The sequence below is a fragment of the Albidovulum marisflavi genome, assembly GCF_025751435.1.
Taxonomy (GTDB): domain Bacteria; phylum Pseudomonadota; class Alphaproteobacteria; order Rhodobacterales; family Rhodobacteraceae; genus Albidovulum; species Albidovulum marisflavi.
The window spans coordinates 37,221-50,880 of record NZ_JAOWKY010000001.1; the positions used below are offsets into that span (position 1 = coordinate 37,221).

Below are 13,660 nucleotides of genomic sequence, written 5' to 3' on the forward strand. Positions count from 1 at the left end.
CCGGATGATTCTAGCCTGAGCGGGCTCCACGCGCATGTAGGGCGCCCCCTTACGGGAAAACGATCTGGAAGGGAAGTCTATTTTCGCAGAGCGTTCAGCGGTCGCGGAACTGCGGCTCACGCTTTTCAAGGAAAGCACCCATGCCTTCCTTCTGATCTTCGGTCGCAAACAGCGCGTGAAACAGCCTGCGCTCGAACAGGAGCCCTTCGCGCAGCGTCGTTTCGTAGCTGCGGTTCACCGCTTCCTTGACCGCCATGACCGAAATGGCCGACTTCTCGGCGATCTTGCGTGCCGCCGCCATCGCTTCCGGCAGAAGCTTGGCGCTTGGCACGACACGGCTGACAAGGCCGGACCGCTCGGCCTCGGACGCGTCCATGAACCGGCCGGTGAGGTGCATGTCCATCGATTTCGACTTGCCGACGAAGCGCGTCAGCCGCTGACTGCCGCCAATTCCGGCCATGGTGCCCAGGTTGATCTCCGGCTGTCCGAACTTGGCGGTGTCGGACGCGATGATGAAATCGCACATCATCGCAAGCTCGCAGCCGCCGCCCAGCGCATAGCCCGATACCGCAGCGACGATCGGCTTTCGGCAACGAAGGATCGCTTCCGTGCTGATCGTGAACAGGTCTTCGGTAAAGACATCGACGAAGCTCTTGTCCGCCATCTCGCGGATGTCGGCGCCGGCGGCAAAGGCCTTGTCCGATCCGGTCAGGATGATGCAGCGAACCTTGTCATTCGAATCTGCGGCGGATACCGCAGCTGCAAGTTCTTCGAGAAGGCGGGAGTTGAGCGCGTTCAGCGCCTCTGGCCTGTTGAGCCGGATCAGCGCCACAGAGTCCTCGACTTCTACGACGATCGTTTCGTAGGCCATCCCAACCCTCCCGATACCTGCTGCCGGACCCTACCAGCAGGGACGGCGCGTTCAAGTCATCTTTGGCATCGCGGACAGAAGTAGGTCGACCGCCCCGACTGGACAACGCGGGCAACCGTGCCGCCACAGGCGTCCCGCACGCAGGTGGCGCCTTCGCGGTCGTAGACGCGGAAGGTGTGCTGGAAGTAACCCAGTTCACCATCGGCCTGGCGGTAGTCGCGCAGCGAGGATCCGCCCGCCTCGATCGCCTCTTGCAGGACTGCGCGGATGATCGGCACCAGCCCCCGCACCCGCGTGGCCGAAAGGCGGCCGGCGGCGCGGCGCGGGTCGATCCCGGCGCGATGCAGAGCCTCGCATACATAAATGTTGCCAAGCCCTGCGACGATCTTCTGGTCCAGAAGGGCGGACTTGATCGGCGTATTGCGCCCCCTGAGACGCGCGACAAGGTAGTCTTCGTCAAACATGTTGCCCAGCGGCTCCGGCCCGATATCGCGCAGTAGCCAGTGGTGCTCTGCCTGCGCGGTCTCCATCAGGTCCATCGCCCCGAACCGGCGCGCATCGTTGAAGGTGACCCGCGTACCGTCCTCCATGTCCAGGACCACATGATCGTGTTTGGCGGGCGCTGGATGTTCGTGGTGGAACGCGCCAAGCGCCGCGCCCGAGATCAGCATCCGCCCTGACATTCCCAGATGGATCAGCAGGGTCTCGCCCGTGGACAGATCGGCAAGGATGTATTTCGAGCGCCGCCTGAGGGCAAGCACGCGCGCCCCGGTCAGCCTTTCGGTCATGCGTTGGGGCAGCGCGAACCGCAGGTCGGGCCGGTTCACCTCGGCGCGCACGATCATGTGACCTTCCATCACCGGCTGCAGGCCGCGCCGCACGGTTTCAACCTCGGGGAGTTCGGGCATTCCGTTCTTGAACCTTTCCGCCGCATTGTCTCTGCGGCCAAGGCTTCTATAAGAAGGACGAGTTGGCACAAACGGCAAGAGCCCATGACCGAGAGCGACACCCGCACGACCCACTTCGGGTTCCAGACCGTCGAGGAAGACCAGAAGGCCGGGATGGTCCATGGGGTCTTCACCCGCGTGGCCAACCGCTATGACATCATGAACGATGTCATGAGTGCAGGGATTCACCGGCTTTGGAAGGATGCCATGATGGACTGGCTGGCGCCGCGGCCGGGTCAGCGGCTGCTGGACGTGGCGGGCGGCACCGGTGACATCGCCTTCCGTTTCCTGAAGCGCGCGCCCGGGGCGACGGCAACGGTGCTCGACATGACCGAATCGATGCTTGTCGAGGGGCAGAAGCGCGCCGACGCGGAAAACATGGCCGACCGCCTGTCCTGGATCGTCGGCGATGCGATGGCCCTGCCGTTCGAGGCCAACAGCTTCGATGTCTACACCATCAGCTTCGGAATCCGGAACGTCACACGCATTCCCGACGCGCTGTCAGAGGCCTACCGGGTGCTGAAACCGGGTGGCCGGCTCATGGTGCTGGAGTTCAGCCATCTGCCGAACCCGGCGATGCAATGGGCCTACGACCGCTATTCCTTCAACGTGATCCCGGTCATGGGACAGATCGTCGCGAATGACCGCGACAGCTATCAGTACCTTGTGGAATCCATCCGCCGCTTCCCGGATCAGGACACCTTCGCTGGCATGATCCGCGATGCCGGCTTTCAACAGGTCAAGTACCGCAATCTGACGATGGGCGTAGCGGCGCTTCACTCTGGCTGGAAGATCTGACGTGCGCGGTCCCCACAACCTTTGGCGGCTGATCCGCACCGGCGCGACATTCGAACGCACAGGCGCCATGAAGGTGGCGCTGGAAGCGATGGAGGCGCCGCCGCGGCTTCGGGCGCTTGCGCGCATCCTTGGCTGGCCTTTCAAGTGGTTGGGCTATGCGGGCGACCCCACGCTGCCGCCCATCACGCGGGCCATCACCGCTCTGGGGCCCGCCTACATCAAGTTCGGCCAGGTCCTTTCCACGCGCCCCGACGTGGTCGGGGTAGAGCTGTCGAACCAGTTGCGCGTGCTTCAGGACAAGCTGCCGCCGTTTCCGCGCGACGTCGCCATTCGGGTGATCGAGACGGAGCTGGGTCGCCCTTGGACCGAACTTCTGACTGAGATCTCGGAACCCGTTGCAGCCGCATCGATCGCGCAGGTCCACCGCGCACGGACTGTCGCGACCGGTGAGGAGGTCGCGGTCAAGGTGCTGCGGCCCGGCATCGAACGGGCGTTTCGGCGCGACATCGACGCCTTTCACTTCGCGGCCGGACTGATCGAGCTTCTGTCCCCGGCGTCGCGCCGCCTGCGCCCGTCGGACGTCATCGCGCATTTCGAAAGCGTCGTTGCCGGTGAACTGGACCTGCGTCTCGAATGCTCCTCGGCCTCGGAGTTCGCCGACAAGACGGCGAAGGACAAGGGCTTCCAGGTTCCCAAGCCCCATTGGCAGCTGTCTTCACGCCGCGTGATGACGCTGGGCTGGGCCGAGGGCATCCCGCTTGGCGAGGTCGATTCCATCAAGGCCGCTGGGCACGACTGCGTGGCTTTGGCCGAGCGCGTGCTGCAACTGTTCCTCAGTCATGCGCTGCGCGATGGGTTCTTCCACGCGGATATGCATCAGGGCAACATGAAGGTCGCACCGAACGGAGACATCATAGCCTTTGACTTCGGGATCATGGGGCAGATCGACGAGTACACGCGCCGGGTCTATGCCGAGATCCTGATCGGCTTCATACGCAAGGATTACCGCCGCGTGGCCGAGGTGCATTTCGAGGCGGGCTATGTTCCGTCAGACCGGAATATCGACGACTTCGCCAGGGCGCTGCGCGCGGTGGGCGAGCCGATCTTCGGCATGGAGGCAAGCCATATCTCGATGGCGCGGCTTCTGAGCTATCTGTTCGAGGTGACAGAGCGGTTCGGGATGCAGACGCGGACCGAACTGATCCTGCTGCAACGCACGATGGTCGTCGTCGAGGGCGTGGCGCGGTCGCTCGATCCTCATATCAACATCTGGCAGGTCGCGCGTCCCGTGGTGGAATCCTACATCCGCGAGAATGTCGGTCCGCAGGCGCTTTTGCGCGACATGATGCTGACGGCACGTGTTCTGGGGCGCTTCGGCCCGAAGCTGCCTGGTCTTGTGGAATCCATGTTGACCGAGCGCACGACCCCCCAGCAGCCGCCCGCGCGCCTGGGCGCCACGACGGCTGTGGGGCTGTTCTCGATGGGCGCGGGCGTGGCGCTGGCGATTGTCACGGCCGTCTCGTTTTTCTGAGGGTCAGCCTGCAATCCGCAGCGCCCTGACATTGGCAGGGGCGACCTCTGCCCCGCCCCGCAGGACAAGCACCGGCTCAGGGCCGACAGCCCTGACCTCGGTCACCGTCGCGTACGCAACCGCAGGTGACAGACCCAGCGTTGCGCCGGCGGAAAAGCTTTCGACCTTGAAGGTATAGTTTCCCCGACCCAGGACCGCTCCTCCGTATCCCGACCCAGACCAGGTGACGGAAGTCTGCCCCGGCACAAGATCCATGCGGCCGACCTCGCGTCCTGATTCATCCAAGATCGCAAGCTGGGCGGCATCGGCCCCCGTGGCGGTCGTGAAGTGAAGATCGACCGGCAGGCCTTCGTAGGCGACCGGCGCGTCGGTCAACGCCTGCCGGCCGATCCAGGAAGAATATTCACCCAATCCCGACAGAGCCAGCCGATCGGCAAGCGCCTGTAGAAGCTGATTGGTCCTGACCTGCTGTTCGACGCCCGAAAACGTCGCCAGTTGCGCGGCATAGTCCGAGGATTCGATCGGGTTGAGGGGATCCTGATTTTGCAGCTGCGTGGTGAGCATCACGAGGAACGTGTTGAAATCGCTTTCGATCAGCGTCCCCCCGTTGCCTTGTGGCGACGCGTTGCCCGTGGATGGCTGTCCTGAAACAGGGGCTATTTGCATGAGTACTCCTTCACAGTCTCATATCCAGGCCTTGGCGGGCCGAAGCACCAAGCGTCGGGGGTGCCGCCGACGTTGTGGCAGGCGGCTCGACCTGATCGGTTTCAACAGGGGAATCAGCCGGCAGAGCCCTGGTTTGACCGTCTCGCTGTCCGTGCCCGAATTGGAAACTGCAGGTATCGAAACCGGCCGCGCGAAACTCGGACGCAAGAAGATCGACATGCCGCCGCATGAGCTCGACCGTTTCGGCACGTTCGGCGACAAGGGTGACACTAACCTCGGCCCCGTGCCGCTCAATGCTGATGCGGACATGACCAAGCTCCTCTGGCCGCAAGGCAACATCCGCGCCGTCGGCCCGCAAGCTCACTGCGGCGGCAAGCTGTTCGGCTACCCGCGAAGGGCCAGGAGCGACGTCGACTGTCGGTTTGTGAGCCGCGGGAACGTGGGCGGCGATGGGGACGGGATTGGGGACCTGTGGCACTGCGGCGTCCTGCGAAGGCACCAAATCCGCATTCGATGTGGACGAGCGGCCATCAAGGTGAGGATCTGGCCGCAAGCCGCCTTGACCGCCGCCATGCGCGGCCGACGTGCGCCACTGCATCTGCCCCGCCGCTTGGGCCGGGGCCGCGTCAGCATCACCTTTTTCGCCCGTTGTTCCGGGAGGGTGACGAAGATCAGGCGTCGTCTCGGATCCATCCTGCAACGGCCTGGGCGCGGGCGTCTTGGTCCCACGCATGGCGACCGGATCTGAAAGCTGCGTCCAATCCCGCGCGGCCGCGTTACCGGCGTCCCGAATGGGCTTGTCCGCTTGCCAGGGGAACGTGCCGGACAACGGGCTGGTGACGGCTTCCGATTCGTCTGCCGCGCCGCTCGCACGGGCGCCGTCCGGCATCTTCCTGTTTTCTGGGAGCCCTTGGGCCTCTGTTTCTTCACCGAACAGGTTCCCTGATTCAGGCAGGAATCCTGCGGGCTGGCGCTCAACCGGCATACGTTCAATCGCTCCGATGCGCAGATCGGATGGCGAACCTTCAGTGGATAGGCCGCAACCGGGCGTCGGCGAATGTGAGGACGGAACGGATTCGCCCGCGGCGAAGAACGGCCATCGCGCACCAGGGTCATGGTATTCCGGTGCGGCAATCGGTCTTGTCACTGCGATGCCGGCGACAGCACGGGTGATCAACAACTGCGCTGCCGCCATGCCGGCGACGAGTTCGTCACCCTCTTCCGGTTGGCATTCGTCGCTCTGCGTGCGCGGCACCTCCCTCGGTCGCCCGTCGGACTGCTGGACCGCGCTGAAAGTCGCAGGATCGGGCATCAGCATGCCGAATGAGGAATCTGAAGCGCCATCTTGTCGGGCCTCCTCTGGCGACGCCCCCCGCTCGGTCGATCGGCCTTCGGTGCGGGCATAAACCCGCACGAAGTCCTCGGTCGCTTCATCCCCCGAAGGGTTCCTGGGGCATTGCGGCACCGCGGAGGTGCCGCCGGGCATCGCTTCGGCAAGTCTTGGTTCCATGCGCGGATCACTGTTAAGTTGCGCGCATTGTTCCCGATGGTCCTTACCGCATGTTTACCGCCTCTCCGGAAAATGGCGCCAGTTTATCGGATCGGGAGTAGGCCATGACTGTCGAAGGCCCCGCAAGTCTGCGAACAGCGCCGAACTGTACCGCGCTACGCAGCGCGGCAAGGGAGCTTGAAGCCTCGTTTCTCGAGGAAATGTTGCAGCACTCCGGACTGGGTGAACAAGCCGGCAGTTTCACAGGCGGCGTCGGAGAGGCCCAGTTCGCCTCGTTCCTGCGGCGGGAGCAGGCTCTTGCGCTGGTTGAATCCGGCGGTATCGGGCTGGCCCAGAGCATCTTCGAACACCTTGCCGAAAGGGCCGGCTGTGGCACATGACCGATCCGCCATCGAAGAGCTGCACGAGCTGATCGCCAAGCAGAAAGCCGCCTTGCGCAAGGCGGATTACGCGTCGCTGCAAACCCTCGCGCCCGCAGTCGAGCGGCTTTCGTCGCAGCTGGCAGCCGGCGCCAGTTCGCTCGATACGCCGACGCTGGACAAGCTGCGCCGGTCTCTGGAAGAGGTTCGCAGACTGGCTCTGGCTTCGCTCTCGGGCCTGACAGCAGCGCGAAACCGCCTGGAATCGTTGCGAAATCCGCAAGACACCCTGATGATCTACGACGCTGGCGGGAACGTCGCACGTCATGCCGGTGGCGCTTGTTCCATCGAGCGACGGGGCTAGGGACACTTTGCCTAAAAGGCTTCGCATTCAATTGTCTGGTTTAGCGATGTCTTAGCAGTTCCGCCAGAAGTTGGGCCTGCATCCCGAGTGGGAATGGCGCGGCGCCAAGCGTCCGCATCGGTCAGAACGCCTAGCCTCGCCGCTTGCTGCGGCAATCACTTCGGCGCAAAGCGCCGTTCCAGCGAAGGACTGAAAATGTCGAGCATTCTGACGAACACCAGCTCAATGGTTGCCCTCCAGACATTGAAGGGCATCAACGCGAACCTGATGAAGACACAGGACGAGATTTCCACCGGCAAGTCCGTCGCCTCGGCCAAGGACAACGCGGCAGTCTGGGCCATTTCCAAGGTGATGGAAGCGGACGTGAAGGGCTTCAAGGGGATTTCGGACAGCCTGTCCCTGGGTGAATCCACCGTCGCGGTCGCGCGCCAGGCGTCCGAGACGATCACCGACCTTCTGACCGAGATCAAAGGCAAGATCGTCGCAGCTCAGGAAGATAACGTCGACCGCGCGAAGATACAGACCGACATCGTCGCGTTGCGCGATCAGATCGCCACGGTTGTCGGTGCAGCGCAATTCAATGGCCTGAATCTGGTCGACGGCTCCCAGTCGACGGTCGATGTGCTTGCCTCGCTGGACCGTCAGTCGAACGGAACGGTCACCACCTCGTCCATCGGGATCACCGCCCAGGATCTGTCGATCGGTGGCTACACCGCCTCGAACGTCTTCAGCGCATCGACCGGCGGCACGATATCCACGGACGGCGACAGCTTCGTGACCGCTCTGGACAAGAGCGGTGGCTCTGATGACCTGACGATCTCCAACGGCGGGACGTGGGCGGCGGGGGACCAGGTGTCTGTCGCGATCGGCGAGCGGACCGCCACCTACACGGTCACGGCAAATGACGTGCTTTCCGGCTCCTCTACGGACGATCTGGTCGCGATCGGGCTGAAGAACGCCATCGACGGTCTCGGCATCGCAGGATTCAGTGTCGACTATGACAGCGCGACACCGGGCCAGCTTGTCTTCACCAATGATGGGGCCGCGGACCTGGCCGTCACGGGCCAGTTCAAGAATGCGGGCTCGGGCGGCCTGGGCCTGCTGTCGACAATTGACGTATCGTCGGCCTCGGGGGCTGCGCAGGCATTGTCCAACATCGAGGGCCTGATCCAGTCCGGCATCGACGCCGCGTCCGAATTCGGCTCCGCCGAAAGCCGGATCGCGATCCAGAACACCTTTGTCGGCAAGCTTTCCGACGCGCTCAGGGCGGGAATCGGATCGATGGTGGACGCGGACATGGAAGAGGCGTCGGCGCGGCTTCAGGCACTACAGGTGCAGCAGCAACTGGGCATCCAGTCGCTATCGATCGCGAACCAGGCACCGCAGAACATCCTGTCACTCTTCCGCTGATGATGCCGCGTGGCGGCCCAATGCCGCCACGCGCCTTGAAACCGGAACGCGAAACTTGTCGGTGGCAAAGTGAACGCACAAATTCTCGCCCAGGGATCATACGCAGATTCGGCCTCATCCGTTCGAACACCTCGTATAATCGAATACGATCTGCTTGCCCGTACCACGCGCGCTCTGAAGTGCGCGGACGGGTTCGCCGCGCTCGCCGACGCGCTGCATGAAAACCGGCGGCTCTGGACCGCCTTGGCGGCCGATGTCGCCGAGCCGACGAACGGCCTCCCCGCCGAGTTGCGCGCAAGACTCTTCTATCTGTTCGAGTTCACCGCGCATCATTCGCGACGCGTGCTGGCGGGCCAGGCAGATGCGAGTGCGCTGGTCGAAATCAACACGGCAGTGATGCGCGGACTTGCCGCAAGGGGTGACGAATGAGCGGACTTGTCCTGAAGCTCGCACCGCACGAGCGTCTTCTTGTCAACGGCGCGGTGATCGAGAACGGGGATCGGCGATCCCGGTTCACCATTCTTTCGCCGAATGCGAACATCCTTCGACTGCGCGATGCGATCCACCCGGACCAGGCCAACACGCCGGTGCGCCGCGTGTGCTATATCGCGCAGCTAGTCCTTTCGGGGGATGCAGATCCTGCAAAGGGTCGCCAGCAGATTCTGCGTGGCATCGAGCAGTTGAGCCAGGCGCTTCGGGATGAAGACAGTCGCACACAGCTTTCCATTGCGACCGAGGCCATACTATCCGGCCAGTTCTATGCGGCACTGAAGACACTCCGAACGCTTCTGCCACGCGAGGCGCGCCTTTTGGCGGTGCACTCTCCATGAGCTTTCGTCCCGTCATACCCTACGGAGGGCTTCAGGGCTGGCGCTTCCTGAACCGAACGCTTGAGCGGCAACAGGCCGCCTTCGCAGGAGACAAGGTGCTCGAGCGTGAGGCGTCGTACTTTCGTGAGAATATCTCCAAGGTCAGGTCTGCCGAACAACTGCTTGGCGATCGTAGGCTGCTGTCCTTCGCTCTTGACGCCTTCGGTTTGGGCGACGACCTGAAAAACCGGGCCTTCATCCGCAGGATCCTGGAAAGCCCCTCCGGGGAGCCCGGAGCGCTGGCAAACAAACTTGCCGATCAACGCTACCGCGAGTTCGCCCGCACCTTCGGTTTTGCCGATCCCGGCGGTCCGAGGACCACATTGCCGCCGCGGGTCGAAATGATCGTAAGCAAGTGGAAGGAACAGCGCTTTGGGCAAGCCTTGGGCACGGTGGACGCCAACATGCGCCTTGCGCTGCATGCACGATCCGAAATCACCCGGATCGCCGGCGAAGCGGGGACCGACAACGGCCGCTGGTTTGCCGTTCTTGGTGCGGCGCCACTGCGTCAGTTCTTCTTGACCGCCTTGGGTCTGCCACCAGCGTTCTCGGCCGTAGATATCGACAAGCAGGTGGACACTCTGCGCGCGCGCCTAAGGTCCCTTGCCGGCGTCGGCGAGGTTTCGGATCTTCGCGACGGCGCAAATGTCGAAAAGCTTATGCGCAACTTCTTTCTCCGCAGCGAAAATGAACCCCGCGCCGGTTTCCAAGCAAGTGCATTGAGCTTGTTGAGCCAAGCCGCATCGGCCACCGCGCTTTCAAGGCGGTTCTGACAAAGCGGCAGAATCGGTCGGAGACGGACACGGGCCTCACCTCCGACACCCCGAACAGGGGTCAAGCAACTTGCGCCGACACCGGACCCGGATCGGCGGATGACAGAATCTTCGCAAGGTGATCGAAGCTTGCCACGACGCCTTCAGGCGCGGCTTCCCCCAGAAATGCATCAAGTGCGGGCCAAGCCCTGATCGCCGCGTCGACCTCGGCGTCGGATCCGGAGACATAGAGCCCGGACTGGATCATGAGCTCGGCCCGAGCGTAGGCGCCCAGCAAGCGCCGCGCTTTCCCGATCAACGCATTCTCGTCCGCCGAAGCCGCCCCGGGCAGCGAACGCGAGACCGAACGAAGAAGATCGATGGCCGGGAAACGGCCCCTTTCCGCAATCGCGCGATCCAGCACCACATGCCCGTCCAGCACGCCGCGCAAGAGATCGGCCACCGGTTCATCCATGTCCGCGCCTGCCACAAGCACGGTGAATATCGCGGTTATGTCCCCCTGCCCTGGCCCGCCCGGCCCCGCGCGTTCCGCCAGCGCCATCACGGTCTGGGCAAGAGAAGGGGGATATCCGCGAAAACTGGGCGGCTCGCCCGCCGAAAGGGCGATTTCCCGATGCGCATCGGCAAACCTTGTGACCGAGTCGGTCAAAAGCAGAACCTGCAGCCCGCGGTCGCGAAAATGCTCGGCAACCGCCATGGCCGACCAGGCGCAGCGCCGGCGCATCAGCGGCGATTGATCGGAGGTTGCGGCGACGATGACGGTGCGTTCCATAGCGTTTGCGCCGATCACCTCTTCCGCGAAATCGCGCACCTCCCGTCCACGCTCTCCCACAAGCGCGAGCACGACGACATCCGCCTCGATTCCCTTCGCGAGCATCCCGAGCAGAGAGGACTTGCCGACGCCGGACCCGGCAAAGAGCCCGATCCGCTGCCCGCGCACCAGCGGCAGCAGCGTATCGAAAGCCGCGGATCCCGTCGCAAGACGTGCGCCCAGACGCCGCCTGCGAACCGGGTCCGGGGGGGCTGCGCAAAGCGCGCGCTGACACGGGCCGGGAAAGATCGGGCGCCCGTCCATGGGGCGTCCCAATGGGTCCACGATACGACCCAGCCACTCTTCTGTGGGTGAAATGGTCGCGGGGCCAAGGCACTCGGCGGCATCCCCTATGCGTGCGCCCTCGATCGGACCTTCTGCAAGCACGCAGGCGCCGTGATCATTCAAACCGATGACCTCGCCGCAGGAACCTGGCCCGCACAGAAAGCGGACCCGGTCTCCGATGCCCAGCCGACCGTCACCGGCGCGCAGCCGGATCGTTCCCTGTTCAATCGCGACGATACGGCCGATCGTGCGCGCCGGAATGATGGTCGCCATTCCCGCGCGCAGAGCCTCAATCCCTGCAAGAGACAATCCGTTCTCCCTTGGTTCGCCCTTACCGTTTCTAAAGGAATCGGGGTTAAGGCATGATTGAAAGTTCGGAGGAGAAGCCCCGATGTTCCAACAACCCGATATCCTTTCAACCGCATTCGCGCTTGCCCGGCACGCGGCTGCCCGGCAGACGCTGGTCGCGCAAAACGTTGCGAACGCGGATACGCCCGGCTACCGCAGCCGCGATCTGGAGGCGTTTTCGCGGCTGTTCGAAACGGGGATGCGCACTGGCATGCGGGCGGCGCGCCCCGGTCACATCATGCAGCAAGCGGCCGCCGGCGCGCACGATGCAGAAGTCATCGCCGCAGGCGGCAGCCTGTCCCCGAACGGGAACGACGTCTCTCTGGAAGAGGAAATGATACGGGCCGCAGCTGTACGGCAGGACCAGGATCTTGCGCTTTCGGTGTACCGCGCGTCCCTTGGCGTGCTGCGCGCAAGCCTGGGCCGCAACTGACGGGGCGGCCATGTCGGACCTTTCGCTGGGCTTTTCCATAGCTGCAAGCGGCCTGCGTGCACAGGCCATGAGATTGCGACACGTCTCTGAGAACGTGGCAAATATCGATACTCCGGGCTTCCGGCGCAAGTTGACAACGTTCGAACCGGCTTCTTCGGATGGTGGTCCAAGTGTTCAACTGGGACCGGAAAGGCTCGATCCTTCGGAACTGCCCAGGATATTTTCCCCCGGACATCCGATGGCGGATGACCAGGGTTATTACGACGGATCGAACGTGAACCTGATCGTCGAACTGGCCGACGCGCGCGAAGCGCAGCGCAGCTATGAGGCCAACCTGCGGATGTTCGACCAATCCAGACAGATGGCACGAAACCTTATCGAACTGCTGAAGCGCTAGGACTGAACATGATCAACCAAAGTCTTGCGGCCCTTCGAGGATATTCGCAATCCCATGTCGCGACGCGGCCCGAAGCCAGCTCCGCAGCGGGCTCTCCTTCGCCGATGGCGCGGTCGATCGGCAGCTTTGCGGAGGCGCTGTCCTCCAATGAATCCGTTGCGATGCAGGCAATGACCGGCGGCGCCGATCCACACGCGCTGGTCGAGGCGCTCGCCCAGACCGAACTGGCCGTCGAAACCGCGGTGACCCTTCGGAACAAGGTCGTCGAAGCATATCAGGAAATCCTCAGGATGCCGGTGTGAAATGCAAGAGTCCCAGTTTTTCGACATCCTGCGCGAATGCCTGTGGGTTGCCACGACCACTTCGGCACCGCTTCTGGCAGTCGCGCTTGTCGTGGGCGTGGCCATAGGCCTCTTGCAGGCTCTTACGGCGGTGCAGGAAACCACGCTGACATTCGTGCCCAAACTGGGCGCGATGCTGGCGATGTTCTGGGCCGCCATGACATTCATGTCCAACGCCATCGTCACATTCTTTGTCACCGGCATCCTGCCACTGATCGAAAGGTCATGAGATGGACAACGCGGTCTACGCGACGCTGAATCGGCAGGCTGGGCTGATGCAGGAAATGCGCGCCATCGCCAACAATATAGCGAACGCTTCCACGACCGGCTTTCGGAAAGAGGGCGTCATCTTTGCGGAATACGTCGCCAGCCTGGGCGAAGACGAGCCGGCGCTTGCGATGGCCGATGGCGTGGCGCGCATGGTCGACCTGCGAAACGGCACACTTGCGCCAACCGGCGGCGCGCTCGACATCGCGATCGAAGGCGAAGGTTTCTTCCGTCTCGCGACGCCGGAGGGGGACAGGCTGACACGGGCGGGCAGCTTCACGCTTTCCCCTGAGGGAGAACTGGTTACCGCAGACGGCGCCGCGGTTCTTGATGCCGGAGCCGCCACCATCGTGATCCCCTCGGACGGGGGCCGGCCGTCCATCGCCCGCGATGGCACGGTTTCACTGAACGGAGTTCCCGTTGCCCAGATCGGCATCTACGCACCGACGGACCCGTCCTCATTGATCCACGCGGGCGGTACGCGCTTTTCCGTCGAAGGGCCGCTGGAAGCGGTTTCGGATCCACGGATGTTCCAGGGGTTTCTGGAAGGCTCGAATGTCGAGCCGGTGCAGGAAATCGCCCGGATGATCGAGGTTCAGAGAGCTTACGAAATGGGACAGGGGTTCCTGGACCGTGAAGACAGCCGCATCCGCGCGGTGATCGAAGCTCTCGGACGATAG

18 protein-coding genes are annotated in these 13,660 nt (G+C 63.4%); 13 read left to right on the forward strand and 5 right to left on the reverse strand.

The window, feature by feature from the left end; all coding sequences use genetic code 11:
• Window positions 1-94 precede the first annotated feature (94 nt).
• Together OEW28_RS00175 and mutM are read right to left on the reverse strand one after the other, a co-directional pair.
• Window positions 95-871, reverse strand: a complete 777-nt coding sequence (locus OEW28_RS00175) for an enoyl-CoA hydratase (protein WP_263732712.1) — start codon at window positions 869-871, stop codon at window positions 95-97.
• Window positions 872-927: 56 nt separating this feature from the next.
• Window positions 928-1,779 (reverse strand): bifunctional DNA-formamidopyrimidine glycosylase/DNA-(apurinic or apyrimidinic site) lyase, encoded by an 852-nt coding sequence (gene mutM, locus OEW28_RS00180; RefSeq protein WP_263732713.1) that lies wholly within the window; start codon window positions 1,777-1,779, stop codon window positions 928-930.
• A gap of 84 nt (window positions 1,780-1,863) precedes the next feature.
• On the opposite strand from mutM, the gene ubiE reads away from it, so the two are divergent.
• Both ubiE and ubiB read left to right on the forward strand, forming a co-directional pair.
• A complete protein-coding gene (gene ubiE, locus OEW28_RS00185; protein ID WP_263732714.1) occupies window positions 1,864-2,616 on the forward strand; it encodes a bifunctional demethylmenaquinone methyltransferase/2-methoxy-6-polyprenyl-1,4-benzoquinol methylase UbiE in 753 nt (250 codons plus the stop codon).
• Window position 2,617: 1 nt separating this feature from the next.
• Window positions 2,618-4,147, forward strand: a complete 1,530-nt coding sequence (gene ubiB / locus OEW28_RS00190) for a 2-polyprenylphenol 6-hydroxylase (RefSeq protein WP_263732715.1) — start codon at window positions 2,618-2,620, stop codon at window positions 4,145-4,147.
• A 3-nt stretch (window positions 4,148-4,150) separates the two neighbouring features.
• Here the strand turns inward: ubiB and OEW28_RS00195 are convergent, their stop codons facing one another.
• Window positions 4,151-4,813: a flagellar hook capping FlgD N-terminal domain-containing protein gene (locus tag OEW28_RS00195; RefSeq protein ID WP_263732716.1), complete on the reverse strand. Its 663-nt coding sequence runs from the start codon at window positions 4,811-4,813 to the stop codon at window positions 4,151-4,153.
• Window positions 4,814-4,823: 10 nt separating this feature from the next.
• The gene (gene fliK / locus OEW28_RS00200) at window positions 4,824-6,299 is read right to left on the reverse strand and encodes a flagellar hook-length control protein FliK (RefSeq protein ID WP_263732717.1); all 1,476 of its coding nucleotides are present in this window, start codon (window positions 6,297-6,299) and stop codon (window positions 4,824-4,826) included.
• A gap of 128 nt (window positions 6,300-6,427) precedes the next feature.
• On the opposite strand from fliK, the gene OEW28_RS00205 reads away from it, so the two are divergent.
• The 6 genes from OEW28_RS00205 (at window position 6,428) to OEW28_RS00235 (ending at window position 10,098) form a co-directional block, all read left to right on the forward strand.
• Window positions 6,428-6,703: a rod-binding protein gene (locus OEW28_RS00205; RefSeq protein WP_263732718.1), complete on the forward strand. Its 276-nt coding sequence runs from the start codon at window positions 6,428-6,430 to the stop codon at window positions 6,701-6,703.
• Window positions 6,693-7,046: a hypothetical protein gene (locus tag OEW28_RS00210; RefSeq protein WP_263732719.1), complete on the forward strand. Its 354-nt coding sequence runs from the start codon at window positions 6,693-6,695 to the stop codon at window positions 7,044-7,046. The genes OEW28_RS00205 and OEW28_RS00210 overlap by 11 nt, the downstream gene beginning before the upstream one ends.
• A 195-nt stretch (window positions 7,047-7,241) precedes the next feature.
• On the forward strand, window positions 7,242-8,456 hold the full coding sequence (locus tag OEW28_RS18845) for a flagellin (RefSeq protein ID WP_318527478.1): 1,215 nt from the start codon (window positions 7,242-7,244) through the stop codon (window positions 8,454-8,456).
• A gap of 69 nt (window positions 8,457-8,525) precedes the next feature.
• A complete protein-coding gene (flaF, locus tag OEW28_RS00225) occupies window positions 8,526-8,885 on the forward strand; it encodes a flagellar biosynthesis regulator FlaF (protein ID WP_263732720.1) in 360 nt (119 codons plus the stop codon).
• Window positions 8,882-9,286 carry a flagellar biosynthesis repressor FlbT gene (flbT, locus tag OEW28_RS00230; RefSeq protein ID WP_263732721.1) on the forward strand — a complete coding sequence of 135 codons (405 nt, stop codon included), beginning with the start codon at window positions 8,882-8,884 and terminating at the stop codon, window positions 9,284-9,286. Before flaF ends, flbT begins: the two co-directional genes overlap by 4 nt.
• 206 nt (window positions 9,287-9,492) lie before the next feature.
• The gene (locus OEW28_RS00235) at window positions 9,493-10,098 is read left to right on the forward strand and encodes a DUF1217 domain-containing protein (protein WP_263732722.1); all 606 of its coding nucleotides are present in this window, start codon (window positions 9,493-9,495) and stop codon (window positions 10,096-10,098) included.
• 61 nt (window positions 10,099-10,159) lie between these two features.
• Here OEW28_RS00235 and OEW28_RS00240 read toward each other — a convergent pair whose 3' ends face one another.
• Window positions 10,160-11,467, reverse strand: coding sequence for a FliI/YscN family ATPase (locus OEW28_RS00240; protein ID WP_263732723.1), 1,308 nt, complete (start codon window positions 11,465-11,467; stop codon window positions 10,160-10,162).
• Window positions 11,468-11,585: 118 nt separating this feature from the next.
• On the opposite strand from OEW28_RS00240, the gene OEW28_RS00245 reads away from it, so the two are divergent.
• From OEW28_RS00245 to OEW28_RS00265, 5 genes are read left to right on the forward strand one after another with little or no spacing between them, the layout of a single operon-like run.
• On the forward strand, window positions 11,586-11,975 hold the full coding sequence (locus OEW28_RS00245; protein WP_263732724.1) for a FlgB family protein: 390 nt from the start codon (window positions 11,586-11,588) through the stop codon (window positions 11,973-11,975).
• Between the two features lie 10 nt (window positions 11,976-11,985).
• Window positions 11,986-12,372 carry a flagellar basal body rod protein FlgC gene (flgC, locus tag OEW28_RS00250; RefSeq protein WP_263732725.1) on the forward strand — a complete coding sequence of 129 codons (387 nt, stop codon included), beginning with the start codon at window positions 11,986-11,988 and terminating at the stop codon, window positions 12,370-12,372.
• An 8-nt stretch (window positions 12,373-12,380) separates the two neighbouring features.
• The gene (fliE, locus tag OEW28_RS00255; protein ID WP_263732726.1) at window positions 12,381-12,674 is read left to right on the forward strand and encodes a flagellar hook-basal body complex protein FliE; all 294 of its coding nucleotides are present in this window, start codon (window positions 12,381-12,383) and stop codon (window positions 12,672-12,674) included.
• Between the two features lies 1 nt (window position 12,675).
• Window positions 12,676-12,942, forward strand: coding sequence for a flagellar biosynthetic protein FliQ (locus tag OEW28_RS00260; RefSeq protein WP_263732727.1), 267 nt, complete (start codon window positions 12,676-12,678; stop codon window positions 12,940-12,942).
• 1 nt (window position 12,943) lies between these two features.
• Window positions 12,944-13,660 (forward strand): flagellar hook-basal body complex protein, encoded by a 717-nt coding sequence (locus OEW28_RS00265; RefSeq protein ID WP_263732728.1) that lies wholly within the window; start codon window positions 12,944-12,946, stop codon window positions 13,658-13,660.